At 46.2% G+C, this 13931-nt stretch carries 13 protein-coding genes; 5 read left to right on the forward strand and 8 right to left on the reverse strand.

The genetic code is table 11. From position 1 onward, the window contains the following. Positions 1 to 123: 123 nt before the first annotated feature. From dnaI to FHS17_RS21430, 3 genes are all read right to left on the reverse strand, one after another. Complete coding sequence (gene dnaI / locus FHS17_RS21420; protein WP_167280577.1) at positions 124 to 1080, reverse strand: primosomal protein DnaI; 957 nt, start codon at positions 1078 to 1080, stop codon at positions 124 to 126. 23 nt (positions 1081 to 1103) lie between these two features. Further along, positions 1104 to 2624: a replication initiation and membrane attachment family protein gene (locus tag FHS17_RS21425; protein WP_167280578.1), complete on the reverse strand. Its 1521-nt coding sequence runs from the start codon at positions 2622 to 2624 to the stop codon at positions 1104 to 1106. A gap of 152 nt (positions 2625 to 2776) precedes the next feature. After that, on the reverse strand, positions 2777 to 3064 hold the full coding sequence (locus tag FHS17_RS21430) for a YuiB family protein (protein WP_167280474.1): 288 nt from the start codon (positions 3062 to 3064) through the stop codon (positions 2777 to 2779). A gap of 157 nt (positions 3065 to 3221) precedes the next feature. On the opposite strand from FHS17_RS21430, the gene hemQ reads away from it, so the two are divergent. Then, positions 3222 to 3968, forward strand: a complete 747-nt coding sequence (gene hemQ / locus FHS17_RS21435; protein WP_167280475.1) for a hydrogen peroxide-dependent heme synthase — start codon at positions 3222 to 3224, stop codon at positions 3966 to 3968. A 739-nt stretch (positions 3969 to 4707) separates the two neighbouring features. Here the strand turns inward: hemQ and FHS17_RS21440 are convergent. Together FHS17_RS21440 and FHS17_RS21445 are read right to left on the reverse strand one after the other, a co-directional pair. Then, a complete protein-coding gene (locus FHS17_RS21440; protein WP_167280476.1) occupies positions 4708 to 4968 on the reverse strand; it encodes a hypothetical protein in 261 nt (86 codons plus the stop codon). Further along, positions 4968 to 6161 (reverse strand): NAD(P)/FAD-dependent oxidoreductase, encoded by a 1194-nt coding sequence (locus FHS17_RS21445; protein ID WP_167280477.1) that lies wholly within the window; start codon positions 6159 to 6161, stop codon positions 4968 to 4970. Before FHS17_RS21445 ends, FHS17_RS21440 begins: the two co-directional genes overlap by 1 nt. 338 nt (positions 6162 to 6499) lie before the next feature. On the opposite strand from FHS17_RS21445, the gene FHS17_RS21450 reads away from it, so the two are divergent. Next, positions 6500 to 7501 (forward strand): NAD(P)/FAD-dependent oxidoreductase, encoded by a 1002-nt coding sequence (locus tag FHS17_RS21450; protein WP_167280478.1) that lies wholly within the window; start codon positions 6500 to 6502, stop codon positions 7499 to 7501. 217 nt (positions 7502 to 7718) lie between these two features. After that, positions 7719 to 7955, forward strand: a complete 237-nt coding sequence (locus tag FHS17_RS21455; protein WP_167280479.1) for a hypothetical protein — start codon at positions 7719 to 7721, stop codon at positions 7953 to 7955. Positions 7956 to 7964: 9 nt separating this feature from the next. Here FHS17_RS21455 and sda read toward each other — a convergent pair whose 3' ends face one another. The 3 genes from sda to FHS17_RS21470 all read right to left on the reverse strand — a co-directional run bounded on the left by sda (position 7965) and on the right by FHS17_RS21470 (position 11597). Continuing rightward, complete coding sequence (gene sda / locus FHS17_RS21460) at positions 7965 to 8108, reverse strand: sporulation histidine kinase inhibitor Sda (RefSeq protein WP_167280480.1); 144 nt, start codon at positions 8106 to 8108, stop codon at positions 7965 to 7967. A gap of 285 nt (positions 8109 to 8393) precedes the next feature. Beyond that, a complete protein-coding gene (locus FHS17_RS21465) occupies positions 8394 to 9065 on the reverse strand; it encodes a YheC/YheD family protein (RefSeq protein WP_167280481.1) in 672 nt (223 codons plus the stop codon). 378 nt (positions 9066 to 9443) lie between these two features. Continuing rightward, entirely contained in the window at positions 9444 to 11597 is a 2154-nt protein-coding gene (locus tag FHS17_RS21470) for a DNA topoisomerase III (protein WP_167280482.1), read from the reverse strand. Between the two features lie 176 nt (positions 11598 to 11773). On the opposite strand from FHS17_RS21470, the gene FHS17_RS21475 reads away from it, so the two are divergent. Then, positions 11774 to 12928, forward strand: coding sequence for a metallophosphoesterase (locus FHS17_RS21475; RefSeq protein ID WP_167280483.1), 1155 nt, complete (start codon positions 11774 to 11776; stop codon positions 12926 to 12928). Between the two features lie 49 nt (positions 12929 to 12977). After that, positions 12978 to 13925: a coiled-coil domain-containing protein gene (locus tag FHS17_RS21480; RefSeq protein WP_167280484.1), complete on the forward strand. Its 948-nt coding sequence runs from the start codon at positions 12978 to 12980 to the stop codon at positions 13923 to 13925. The last annotated feature ends 6 nt before the right edge of the window (positions 13926 to 13931 follow it).

A 13931-nucleotide genomic window follows, 5' to 3' on the forward strand; every position in this document is an offset into this window, starting at 1 on the left:
AGTATGTAACATTTTCTCACCTCCCCTGAGGAGAGTATACTACAAGTTATTAACGCGGTAAATAGTTAAAGTATTTTCACAAAAAGAGGCTGCACATGTGAACAAATGTGCAGCCTCTTCCTCTTATTTCCGGCCTCGCTTATTCTCACCCGTTACCATAACGACCTCGACATAAGGCTTAATCCGATTCATTAAACGCTCACCTTTATACTGTTCATCTCCATCTTTGCTTGTAAAACTGAAGTGTTTCTCCAGTGCATCAAGCTCATAATTAGAGGTGTATAGCGTAGGCTTACGGTTCATCCGGTAATTAAGTATAGATCCAAGCACATGATCTCGAACCCATGGATTCAAGTTCTCTGCGCCAATATCATCAAATATTAGAAGATCGGTTTCCTTCATAATCTCTACCGTCTCCCGCAGTTTCCCAGGCTCATGCATCATAGACTTCAAGTCTTCTACGAATTCCGGCATATAGACGATCGCTCCAGAGTAACCCGCCTTTGCAAGCTCGTGCAGGAGGTAGCACATTAGGAACGTCTTGCCTGTACCGAATTTCCCGGCAAGATATAAGCCTTCCTTCTGCAGTCCTTCTTCCTTCGTCTTATCAATATAAGCTAATATTTGATAGGCCGCTTCTGTCCGTTTGGCATCTTTAAACAAAATTTCATCCGCCGAATAACCGTTGTTAAGTGCCACTTCATCCACATAGAAGCTGCGGATCCGATTCTTGATCTGATCCTCGCTGCGCCTTGCCATAAACTTCTTGCAAGACACCTTCCGGTCTATCAATTGGACTTGATCACTTACAGTCTCGCAGGATAACAACGTATAATGTCCTTCGAAATCATTCGGGCAATTGTCCAGACCCGGACAATTCGAGCAGTTGCGATATTCCTTCACATATTGATAGACGCGATTCATATTCATACGAACCGCTCTTTCATCCAGCTCAGGGTGCTTGATGAACAGACGCTCAACAAGAGGGTCCGCCATTAGCTCCCCAAGCCTTTGATCTGCTTGATCGTTTAACGACTTTCCGCCAGGCCATGATTTCAACATTTCACCAAGCGATTCCATTCTCATTCACCCCGCCTTTTGTTTTATCCCTTGCCATCCAGCTTTCTTGCCAGCTGGCGCATCTGCTCCAGCTTCTCTGGCGAAATAGCTGCATCATCCTTGCCTTCGTCCTGCACAATCGGAATAGACGGCTTACGCGAGATTCCTCCGCGTGCACCATTACGAGTATTGCCTTTTGCTCCAGTCTGCCCAGAAGCTGCTCTAGCACTCCGGCGCTCCTTGTCCGCTTCAACTTCAGCTTGTTCCCTCACGTAGAGTACAGCCTTCTCGAAAGTATCCACCTGCTTAACAAGCATATTGGACACAACGGCTTCCACGAAAGTTTTTGTTACACGCTGTGCGTCGTTCATACCAATAACATAATGAATGAGAACATTAATGACAGGTGCCGGAAGCTTGTAATTGAGGTCAATCCGCTCGAAGGATCTTTCAATCCAATCAGGTACCGCTCCTGGGAAAAAGCGCTGCAGGAACCGCGTATGAGGCTCATTCCGCATAAGCATATTGTATTGCTGCACATCACATCTACCAGCTAACTGGCTTGGTACAAGTAAATAATATTCTTCCTGCACGCCAAACTCAACGAGTTCTTCCTCAGAATCATTAGCTTGTTCCGTTGCTGCCTGAACACGGGCGAGGGTACGCTGACGATCGCCTTCACGCTTCTTGTCCTGACGGTACAGTTGATTCGCACGAAGCTGTATCTCATCTACAATCAGCTCACCGCTTGAAGCGAAGATTCCGTCCTCATCCAATAAACGGCATATGTCCGCTACGGATAGATTGTATTTATATGCGATATAATTGACTTGGGCAAGCTGCTCGTTATTGCCGCGCATACGTTCTACGAAACTCCGGTTCGCAGAATTACGAGGGAACCTTAGAATAATCTCACCATAAGGAATACCTGCTGTCTCAAGCTGGGCTCTTGGCGCCGCCTGACGAGTAGGCGCAACCTCAGTCAGTGCCTGCTCAAGCTCTTGGTCAATCGAATGCGTATTAAGCTGAAACAGCTCATAGAACGGAACGGAAATGTTTTCTTTCGACAGCTGACTGTTCACGAGCTCATCCGGCTCTTGCGCACCAAATGACTCACGAAGCGAAATAACCGCGTATTTGCCGATCTTGTCCCGAAGCAGCAGCGTCAAATGCTGGTTGCGGAAAAATTCACTCGGCGACATAGGCTGTGATAGTTCATACTCATACATAATATCTGCCTGATCCGGCACGCCGACCCGCGATGTCTGCAAGAGGCCAACCGCCTCAAGCCGCGAAGCCTGATCAATCAAGTATTTTCTGCTTTTTTCATTCATCTCAAGTCCAAGTCCAAGGAACAGCTTACGTTGTGTCTCAATGGTAGAATAGCCCGAGGTGCCTTCTGCAATCCCGTGGTACAGCTGTTGGTACAAAGCAATAGAAAAAGCGCCTATCATCGGCTGATAAATAAGCGACAACATTTTATAGTCCAAGCTGCTTAGCGAAAAATCTCGGAAAATGTAATAACGATGATTCTCTGTATATTGCAGTAGATTACCGATGCGCAATTGCATCTCTCCATCTCATAACGTACTTTCTATCATTTTAACATAAAAAGAAGAGGTGGGGACGAATACAAAAATAGAAATATGAGGGGTTCCCACCAAATAAAAAACGGCCTCGTGCCCTTTACAGGGATAACGATAACCGTTTGTGAAATTTAAAACATCTTATATCCGCCGCGACGCAGCGCGCGAATCGCCCATCCGCTGACATACGCCCCTGCCAAAGCACCAAGAACAGGAATTACGTCGACATATGTAAACTCCGTGAAATTATCGACAAACGAAACAGTATCATCCCAAGTCTGCCAAATATAAACCGGCAGCAGTACAATGATAAACGCATAAATGGGAAACCAGGTTGTTTTGAGAAGCATGTTAAGTATAAAGCCGATGCCGAACATCATAACTAGGAACAGCACCGTAGCTACAATTAATTGAAGCATGTCCTCTTCTCCTTTGGAAAGTCTCGCTCTTCAGTTTAAATAATGGAAATAAGGAAGTCAATTAGAAGCGGCTATTTGTCACAAGTCCGACATTTGCTCTAGCGGAATTGTTTACGATACAATGTTAAAAGCAATGCGACGAGAGGAGATTTTAACCATGAGTGAAGTAGCCATTACATTAGAAGGCTGGTATGCCCTGCATGATTTCCGTTCGATGGACTGGGCGGCATGGCGGCTTGCAAGCGATAAAGAACGGAGCCAAGCACTGGACGAGCTCCAATCCTTCCTGACGGAATGGAACAGTGTGGATGAAAACAAACAAGGAAGTACTGCGGTGTATTCGATCGTTGGCCAAAAAGCTGACTTCGTCTTCATGCACCTTCGCGAAACGCTTGAAGAACTGAATGAGATCGAAACAGCATTCAACAAAACACTATTCGCTGAATTTACACAACCTGCTCATTCCTATGTGAGTGTTGTTGAGCTAAGCAACTACGTGAATTCGCCAGGCAGTGATCCATTGCAAAATCCGGAGATTGTTGCGCGCCTGAAGCCATCCCTTCCGAAAGCAAGACATATTTGCTTCTACCCAATGAACAAACGCCGTTCTGGCAATGATAACTGGTACATGCTCAGCATGGATGACCGCCGCACAATGATGCGCAGTCATGGCATGATTGGACGTAAGTATGCAGGTAAAGTAAAACAGATCATTACTGGTTCCGTTGGTTTCGATGACTGGGAATGGGGCGTTACGCTGTTTGCCGATGATGCGCTTCAGTTCAAGAAGCTTGTATACGAAATGCGCTTTGACGAAGTTAGTGCGCGTTTTGGTGACTTCGGTGATTTCTTCGTTGGTAATTTGCTTGACTCGGAGAAGTTTGTTTCAATGCTGAAGCTGTAGGTTAGTAGGAGGAGTTTCACTGTCAAATGTTCTTCCGATCGCTGTTGTTCCCCGATTTCTTGATTCCAAGCCGCTTAGCGGTGGCAATCGGGGAACAAAGGCGAACGCTGCGCTTCTCCAGAATCATTCAGCCTGCTCCATCCTCGTTTAACCTGTTTTTATAGACAAGTGACGCCACAGGGTAACTCCTGTGGCGTTTTTTTAGGTGTACACATCGTAAGACAGATATTTTGTCTCTTGGACCAGTAACAACTCTCCATCCTTACATACGAGTCCCCCAACAGAGATAGAAAAGAAATTGTTCAAATCAACAACCTCCTAACAACCATTATTTGTTAATATCCTAATTCACCAGCGATTATAAGTGAAATATTTGAATTGAATAATCTTTATAAGTCCCAACAATAACACTTATCACACTTCCTAAATCGGGAGACCGTCAGAATACCCTTAATCTATGCTAACGAACCTACATCACGCTATTTGCTTGAAATGGATGGTTCTATAATTGTAATGAATCCTAGTAACGCTATTCCCTGCTTTCACGCCTCATTATGCACGAAACTAGTCAAATAGCGTTATCAGGATTCGTTAGGTTTAAGAAGAGGCCATTTCTCGCTAAATAAGGTGACTACGATTCGTTAGCCGGTTAAACAGTTAAGATCGGCTAGGGCAGCGGTAAGATCGGCGATGATCTTGCCAATAAAAAAAGGCTTTCGCCGTAGCGAAAGCCTTTTACTTATTCGTCGTCGTCTTCGTCCAACAGGCCGAGACGTTTTTGTTCCAGATAAAGCTCTGTCGCGCGGTCGCGCTCGCGGCCTTTTTCCTTCAGCCGTTCAATCGCTGGCTGGATGAGAAGGTCTACTTCTTTTTGCACCGTATACGACAAATCATGACGCATCTGCGATTCGAGGAACGAGCCGACTTCCATCAAAGCATTGTAGCGGTCGAGTTCATCCCGTGTTAATAATCCGCGGACTTGAACGCTGCAGTGACGCATTATAGGAATTTCCCTTTACGCAGCACAAGCGGAATACCGCCGATAATGAACAGGTAACGCAGATCGATCAGTTTTTTCAGCCAAGCAGCCGTACGGCCCTTGTACTTCTTGCCGAATGCGAGACCAATTGCCTCACCTTTACCAAGTGATGCAACCGTACCTTTATTGCTGAACGTGAAGCTCTTCAGCGGTTGGTTACGGATAGACGCGATCAGGTTGTGTGCACAAACAACACCTTGCTGCATCGCAATTTGTGCTGTTGGCGGGTAAGGACGGCCTTCTGGATTAAACATCAAGGAATTGTCGCCAACCACATAAATGTTCTCATGGCCAGGAGCACGCAGATTCTCATCTACTTTCACACGTCCACGCATCGTTTCAAAACCAGCATCTTCAATCAAACGATTGCCGCGGATACCGCCGGTCCAAATAACCGTCTGCGATTTGATCTCTTCGCCTTCGCCAACAACGACGCCATCTGGCGTGCATTCTTTAATTGCTGTTCCAATACGGAACGTTACGCCCTTCTTCGTCAATATGTCCATTGCGTATTCGACGAGTTCAGGATCAAAGCCTGGCAGAGCGGTTGGTGCTGCTTCAATATTATAAATTTTCACGAGTGCTGGATCGACATCAAACTGTTTACAAAGTTCTGGAATACGATCAGACAATTCGCCAACAAATTCGATACCAGTAAAGCCTGCACCGCCAACAATGAAAGTAAGGTAGTCGGTACGATGCGGTTCACGTTTGAAGCGTGCAAATTGATATTCAATATGCTCACGGATCAAACGAACAGAGTTGATACTGCGAATATTCATCGCGTACTCGCCAAGACCAGGAATACCAAATGTTTCCGGCTCGCCGCCGAGACCAATGACCAAATAATCATACGATAATGTTCCATCCTCAAGGATAACCTTTTTATCCTGCGGGCGAATTTGTACGACTGTTGATTTCACGAAGTCGATCTTGAATTCGTCAATCAGCTTCGAAATGCTGACACGCGCATTCTCAGGATTATCCGTACCAGCAGCTGGCATATGCAAATGTGTTGTAATATAGTGGTAATCGTGCTTATTCACTAGTGTGACGTCAGCCTCGTTATAATTAAGTTCTTTTTGCAACCGCAGTGCAGTAAGCACACCGCCGTAGCCAGCTCCTAAGATGACAATTTTGGGTATGTTGCTCATCGTATGATCCCATCCATTCCTTAGCTTGTTTATGTGTCTTTGTTTGTGAAAAATTACACAATCCGTGCTGGATCTATATTTTTCAACCAGCGAATTGTGTCATTTATTGGTCCGATTATCGCTCCGACATCTCTTTAGCCAGCTTTTTCTTCTATATCGACTGGTCCAAATTCGGCGCCATACATACAATACATCAGAAATATTACATAGTTTTCACTTAAACTTCAAGAGCAAAATATACGAAAAACTTTAGAGCAGCATACAAATTAATATTTCCTTCTTTGAAATGGCAGGCATATAATAGGAAGCAGATCATCAAAACTTTGGAGGTGCTTTCCATGTCATCCTTTGAATCGCCCGAAAACCTTGTAGATATTATCATTATTGGTGGTGGACCTGCCGGACTATTCGCGGCCTTTTATGGCGGTATGCGCCAGGCTTCTGTGAAAATCATTGAAAGTATGCCTCAGCTTGGTGGACAGCTGGCTGCTCTTTATCCCGAGAAGTACATATATGACGTAGCTGGATTTCCAAAAGTTACAGCCCAAGAGCTAGTTGATCGATTAATTGAGCAGGTTGGTTTATTTCAGCCTGAAGTATTATTAGAGGAGAAAGTTGTATCCGTAAATAAAAAGAACGAACGGTTATTTGAAGTCATAACCAATAAAGCTGTACATTATGCAAAAGCTGTTATTATTACCGCTGGTGTTGGTGCTTTTGAGCCCCGTAAGCTGGAACTGCCTGATGCTGTACAATACGATAAGAGCAACCTGCACTACTTCGTTGGTGATCTCAGCAGATTCAAAGGACAAAAGGTGCTGCTCACAGGAGGCGGGGATTCTGCCGTTGACTGGGCACTAATGCTTGAGCCTATTGCTGAGAGTGTGACGCTCGTACATCGCCGGGATAAATTCCGCGCGCATGAGCATAGTGTAGAAAACCTGATGAACTCAAAAGTTAACGTGGTGACCCCTAAAGAAATTACAGCGCTCCATGGCGATGGCCGCATTAATAGTGTGACAATTACCGATGTTAAGTCGAAGGAACAAATCGAGATCGAAGTAGACTCCGTCATCGTGAACTACGGCTTTGTCTCCTCTCTTGGCCCAATTGCCGAATGGGGCATTGAAATTCAAGGCGGCTCCATTGTTGTAGATACACGAATGGAGACAAGTGTCAGTGGGATTTTTGCTGCTGGAGATATTACGACGTACCCTGGCAAGCTCAAGCTCATTGCCGTTGGCTTCGGTGAAGCTCCTACCGCTATAAATAACGCAAAAGTATATATTGACCCAGAAGCGAAGCTCTCACCTGGGCATAGCAGTAATATGAAGCTGTAAAAAGTAATTCCATTGTGGTGAGAAAACCTATATCGAAGCCCCTCGAAGATGTGCGACCGCGCTTAGTGGTAGGTTTTATCGCCAAATGGAATTCTAGTTTCATTAACTCGTGAAACTTATGAATTCCATTGTGGTAAAACAAAAATAACAAGGGTATCCTAACGTTGGCGTTTCATTCAAGTGCAAGCAGTTGCACGAAGCCAAGGAGGATACCCTTATGTTTTGTCCTGTATGCAATGGCATGCAGCCGCTGGAGGCAGCCTGCGCCAATTGTGGTCAAGCGATGGAAGATTGGGGCCGAATGACGGATTGGATTGGTCCTTACGCACCTTATGTGCCATTACAGACGGAAAAGGGATGGATAAGTCAATCGGCCGATGAAATAAACTGCATGCATGTTGCGTACTGCCCGTCCTGTTCTGAGACATTAGAGGCAGCTGTCACCGAATGGTGAACAATCTCGTTAATTGAAATTTGATGCGCCAGTCTTGGTTAATTGTCTGCGTTTCATCTCGAGCAGCAGCATTCGAATAAAGTCATCTTCTAGATTGTACTGAATGGCGGCAAGGTAGGTGTCTTCCAGCAGCTCGTCTGAGAGCAGCTCCATATATGGACACTTCCTTTCTTCCTATAGTTTCCTAAATCTGTACACATCGTATCATGCTCTTTTCCCTTCAACAATGACCCTGCTTATACACATCCCCTTGTGGACAGGCTGTGCATGATTTGTGAATACGCGTCGAAAAATGAGGGTTTAGCACAGTGGATGATGTGGATACTTTTATACACAGCCTTTTTTTTCCAAACTTTGATAAAAAACTTTAATCGAAAATCGTTACCCCATAAATGGAATATATTGATAATGAATGACATAGGATTGTAGATTCAAAGCCTATTGTGGCCTTGTATTTACCTCGAAAATCCAGATCTTGCCGTTCACATCAATGCCATAATCGAAACCAAGCTGAGCAATACCCGGGAACCGCTCCTCCAGCATACTGGTCGACAGGACTGTCAGGTCACGCATCTGCTGCTTCTTGACTTCGACCAGCGATGCTGACAAAGATCTGCGGATACCTGCCGCTGCCGTCACCATCGTTCCTCCTTGGCATAGATTCGTAACAAATAAGCCTGGTTTAGCAATTCTCCCGACCATCGATCGATATTCCCACCCGGCTTCTGTCTTCACATACTTCACACGATAATCAATCGGACGGCCGCCGACCTTGGCCAGACGAATCCCCTTCTGAATCAGATAAGGACGCCCTTTCCGTTTTTTGTCGAGCCCAGATTTGAGAGCATCGAAACTTGTAAAATGATTAGTTGTCGATGAGGAGGTAAAACTGAAGCCTCCACTTGTCTTCATCACTTTAATCACGCCATGTCCGCCAGTGCCTACGAGCGGCTTGATAACGACCATTTGATGCTTGTTAAGCATGCTTCTTAAATTGCTGGCACTATACCTCTTTGTCGGAGGGATATGCGGAGCAATCGACGGATTAGCAAGCAGTGCTGCTTGCTTGGCCCATTTGTCAGGAACCGGTCTGCCAAGTTGATCCTCCATGCTATCAATCTCCTTTCGATATTAATAGCATATGAAAGATTGAAGGTTGTCTCTTGGATGGATAACCAAGACAACAGGACAAAAGAATATATCTAAGAAGGAGAAGATCTACATACTCTCCTATGTATTTGCTACATCATAAAGCAAAAGCGTTCGCGCGGGTTATAGCCCACACGAACGCTTTGCCTTTCTAATTTTCTGTTCCTTCATAGATCGGTAGGTTAAGAGCAAGTGGAGCATTCGAATGATTCTGGAGAAGCGTAGCGTTCGCTTTTGCTTGGGAATTCCAACCCTGCATCAATGATTAAAAGGAATCCCCGAGCAATGGCGATCGGAAGAACATTCGAATGCGTAGTTTGCTGTATTAACCAAATGATCCTAGTCTTCAGTTTGCTTATTCATAGCTGCCTTCAGTGCATCCGCAAGACTATTCGATAACGATACGTTATCGCTGTACTGATCAATCATCTTCTTCTGCTGATGTTTATTAATTCGTCCGCCTTGCTTATCACCTAGCATCTCGATGACATTACATGGCCTGCACTGCGCATATTTGCCTGCCTTGCCGGTATGGATCTCCATCTTCTTATGGCATTGCGGACAACGCTTATTCGACAGCGCTGGCTCCGCCTGACGACGATAGCTGCATTCCCGGTCCGAGCAGACAAACGATTTGCCGCGTTTGCCCTTCACTTCCATTAGCAGCTTCCCACATTCCGGACAACGGGAATGGGTCAGATTATGAGGCTTATATTCCTTCGTTTCATTTTTCACAGCGTTAACCCATTTATTGGCCTGCTCTCGAATACCCGCCATAAACTTAGCGGCATCCCCTTTGCCAAGTGCGATCCGTTCAAGCTCCCGCTCCCATTCAGCCGTTAGATCTGGGCTGCGCAGCTCGTCCACAACGAGTTCAATTAACTGCTTGCCTTTACCTGCTGGAATGAGACGGTTTTGCGTCCGCTCAATCGTCTCTGTAGACAGAAGCTTCTCAATAATATCTGCGCGAGTGGCCGGCGTGCCTAGTCCATGCTTCTCCATCTTCGAGAGCAACGATGCTTCGGTGTACCGGGCAGGAGGCATCGTGCGCAGCTCCTTCAAACGGCTCTGCTTGACTGGAACAGCTTGCCCCTGTACAAGCGCAGGCAGCAACTGCTCTGGCGTTCTCTTGTCCTCACTGCGCTCATCCTCATCTTCATCATCCGATGCGAATCGAGAATCATTGCCTGCATAAAGCTCCTTCCAGCCGATGTCCTTCTGGATCTTCCCTTTCGCATACAGCTTATCTGCACCAACGGTTAACGTTACACTTGTTTCATCGTATTTATACGGCGGGTAGAACAAGGAAATAAATCGCCGGACGATGAGATCGTAAAGCTTCCTCTCATCATTGCTTAATGCCGACAGATTCACATATTCATCTGTTGGAATAATGGCGTGATGGTCACTCACTTTACTGTCATCAACAAACCGTTTCGTAACGGCCAGCTGTCCGCGCAGCAGCTTTCGGGCAAGAGGCGCATATGGTCCAACCGCAACGCTTTCAAGCCGTCCTTTTAACGTTGGAACGATGTCGCTCGACAAATAACGAGAATCGGTACGTGGATAAGTCACGAGCTTATGCTGCTCGTACAGCTTCTGCAAGACATTTGATGTCATTTTCGCCGAAAAACCAAGACGCTTATTCGCTTCCCGCTGCAGCTCGGTTAGATCAAATGCCTGCGGATGTGGCTCTAATTTCTCAACAGTACGCAGCTTGTCTACTTTCGCCTTCTGTACTTGCAGGCGTGCAACAATTGCATCCGCTTCCTCGCGGCTCCACAATCTGCCGTCATGGGAATCATTCTGACGCCATGCTGCCTGGAAGTCTCCAAACTCAGCTGAGACTGTCCAGAAAGGCTGCGATTGGAACTGGTTAATCTCCTTCTCCCGATCCATCAGAGCGCCAAGCGTTGGCGTCTGAACACGTCCTGCAGCCAGCTGGGCATTATATTTCACGGTAAGTGCCCGTGTAACATTCAGACCAATCAGCCAATCCGCTTCCGCGCGGCACACAGCCGAGGCATACAGGTTATTGTAGTGTTGGCCCGGCTTCAAGGCCTTGAAGCCGTCTTTAATGGCTTTGTCCGTCTGGGACGAGATCCAGAGCCGCTTAAATGGCTTGCGCCAATGAACAAGCTCCATAATCCATCTCGCAACAAGCTCCCCTTCCCGTCCAGCATCAGTAGCAATAATTAGCTCACCGATATCAGAACGCTTGCAGAGCTGAGCAACCGCCTTATATTGATGCGATGTCTCACGCATCACCTTCAGGTTCATCTTATTTGGCAAGAGCGGCAAATCCTCGAGGTTCCATGTCTTGTATTTCGGATCATAATCCTCCGGCTCTGCTAAGGTTACCAGATGTCCTAATGCCCAGGTCACCACATATGATGGACCTTCCATATAGCTTTTATGTTTGCTGCTGCAGCCAAGAACACGTGCAATTTCCTTCGCTACGCTTGGCTTTTCTGCAAGCACTAATGATTTCATTTCCTTATCCCTCTCTCCATTACATCCCGTGTCAATAAACCAAAGTATACTAGAAAAACGATGGAGAGACCATTGCCCGCCGCTTACAGCGCCTTATTTTACCCGGCAATTGCCGGTATGATATAGTAGTTTCACAATCCATCATTTTAATGAATGATAACAAGGAGTGTGCCCTCGTGAAAGCTCGATTTATTCCTATTATTACTGTTGTCCTCCTCCTGCTCGTCCTCGTCAACTGGTATATTGGCTGGAACGGTTGGGAGTATCTGTCCACCATCACGGGACTGGATAACGCCCTGCCATTTGGCATCATTGTCGGCATTATCTCCATCTCATATATTATCGGCAGGTTTGGACAGCACCTGTCATCACCTTTCCGTCAAATCGCTTATGGGTTTAAGTATATTGGCTCTTATTGGTTCGCCGTTATGCAGTACAGCTTATTGATTCTTCCTGTGGCTGATCTTATTATATGGCTGCTTACCTTAATATCTGTAGATTACGATACAGCCTTTGTAACCGTTGGAACGGCAGCCTTTGTCTTACTCGCAGCCATTCTGATCCGCGGCACTTGGAATGCCTGGACGCCGATCGTTCGCCCTTACCGCCTGACTATTCCTAAAAAAGCCGGTTCCTTTGATAAGCTTCGTATCGGTGTAGCCTCTGATATTCATCTTGGAACCGTAGTTGGCAATCGGCATTTGGAACGACTGGTTCGTCATATGGAAGAAATGAAGCCGGATCTCATTCTGCTGCCTGGAGATGTCATTGACGACAGTATTCATCCGTTCATCCATCGAAATATGGCCGCTACGATGGGCAAGCTGAAAGCCCCTCTTGGCATCTATGCCGTGCTTGGCAATCATGAATACATTGGAGGCCACATTAAACAGTTTGTCGCTGAGATGAACAGCATCGGCATTCAAGTCCTCCAAGACGAAACGATTCTTATTCAAGACAGCTTCTACGTCATTGGACGGAAAGATTTATCGGCTAAACACAGCGATCCAGAAGGACGTTTGCCTATCAGGGAGCTGATTACAAACCTAGATACAGCTAAGCCACTTATCCTGATGGATCATCAGCCATCTGATCTGGAGCAAGCGTCGTTAAACGGGATCGACCTTTCATTATCCGGTCATACCCACCGCGGGCAGATGGCTCCTAATCATCTTATTACACGCCGCATTTTTGAACTGGATTGGGGCTACAAGCTAAAAGGCAGCCTGCATGCGATTGTCTCTTCGGGCTTCGGCTTATGGGGACCACCAATCCGATTGGGAAGCCGTTCCGAGATTATTCAAATCGACCTTTTGTTCGAAACCAAATAAAGATCACTAGCGTATACAAGTGCATCTGATTAACCGCTAGGAGGTACGTATGGCAGATTCCCTGTTCGACCGTTTAACCGATGCCAAGGAACGTAAATATGAACTTGAGAAAGCGCAGCGCAGGCAGCAGCAATACCGTTCCAGATTAAATGAGCTGGAGCGGCAGATCATTCGGCTTGAGCTTGATCTTGAAACGGAGCAGGCTGATGTAGATAAGCTTACTCGGATGTCCTTGACGAACTTATTTCATACGATTCTACGCAGCAAAGACGAACAGCTCGAATTAGAGCGGCAGCAGGCGCTTGCAGCTGCCCTCAAGCTTCAGGAAGCACAGCAGGAACGCGATAAGCTGAAGGAAGAGATTTTTCAAGCCGGAGTTATCATTACAGATAATATCCAAGCCGAGCAGGATTATAAGAAGCTGATGGATGAACAGGAACTTGCTCTGAAGAACCAGCCCGATACTGCTGCTGTGCTGACCGTTATGGAAAATGAAATTGCGGATCAGACTGTTGTTGTACGAGAATTAAACGAAGCATTTACGGCGGGCAGGCGGGTACTTGCATCACTGGAGCCCGCCATCGAAAGTCTTGATAAAGCAATTAACTGGGGCAATTGGGATTTATGGGCCAATGGCGGCATGGTGAGCACTCACATTAAGCATGGTCATATCGATGATGCCAAGCAATCCATTGCAACGGCCAACCATCACTTGAAATCCTTCAAGGATGAGCTGGCTGACTTGAAGCAAAACCTAAATATTCATATAGATATCAGCAGCCTGCTGAAGTTCGGAGATTATTGGTTCGACGGCCTCATAACCGATTGGATCGTCCAGAAACGAATTAATGAAGCGCAAGACAGAACCAGTGAAGCGACTCGTCAAGTAAGGACTGTCGTGAAGACATTGCAGGCGGAATATACATCAGCAGAATCAATCCTAAATGGTATGAAGACCAAACGTACCGCATGGCTTGAACAACAGCAAACGATATAATAACAG

Origin of the sequence: Paenibacillus lupini, assembly GCF_011761355.1 — a bacterium.
In the GTDB taxonomy this organism is placed as follows: Bacteria; Bacillota; Bacilli; order Paenibacillales; family Paenibacillaceae; genus Pristimantibacillus; species Pristimantibacillus lupini.

What these genes read in the sequence shown, in the direction of transcription:
- FHS17_RS21455 (WP_167280479.1), top strand. Translation starts at nt 7,719, where the DNA reads ATGTTTTGTCCTGTATGCAATGGCATGCAGCCGCTGGAGGCAGCCTGC.
- FHS17_RS21465 (WP_167280481.1), bottom strand. Translation starts at nt 9,065, where the DNA reads ATGGAGGATCAACTTGGCAGACCGGTTCCTGACAAATGGGCCAAGCAA.
- FHS17_RS21445 (WP_167280477.1), bottom strand. Translation starts at nt 6,161, where the DNA reads ATGAGCAACATACCCAAAATTGTCATCTTAGGAGCTGGCTACGGCGGT.
- FHS17_RS21440 (WP_167280476.1), bottom strand. Translation starts at nt 4,968, where the DNA reads ATGCGTCACTGCAGCGTTCAAGTCCGCGGATTATTAACACGGGATGAA.
- FHS17_RS21480 (WP_167280484.1), top strand. Translation starts at nt 12,978, where the DNA reads ATGGCAGATTCCCTGTTCGACCGTTTAACCGATGCCAAGGAACGTAAA.
- dnaI (WP_167280577.1), bottom strand. Translation starts at nt 1,080, where the DNA reads ATGGAATCGCTTGGTGAAATGTTGAAATCATGGCCTGGCGGAAAGTCG.
- FHS17_RS21470 (WP_167280482.1), bottom strand. Translation starts at nt 11,597, where the DNA reads ATGAAATCATTAGTGCTTGCAGAAAAGCCAAGCGTAGCGAAGGAAATT.
- FHS17_RS21450 (WP_167280478.1), top strand. Translation starts at nt 6,500, where the DNA reads ATGTCATCCTTTGAATCGCCCGAAAACCTTGTAGATATTATCATTATT.
- hemQ (WP_167280475.1), top strand. Translation starts at nt 3,222, where the DNA reads ATGAGTGAAGTAGCCATTACATTAGAAGGCTGGTATGCCCTGCATGAT.
- FHS17_RS21430 (WP_167280474.1), bottom strand. Translation starts at nt 3,064, where the DNA reads ATGCTTCAATTAATTGTAGCTACGGTGCTGTTCCTAGTTATGATGTTC.
- sda (WP_167280480.1), bottom strand. Translation starts at nt 8,108, where the DNA reads ATGGAGCTGCTCTCAGACGAGCTGCTGGAAGACACCTACCTTGCCGCC.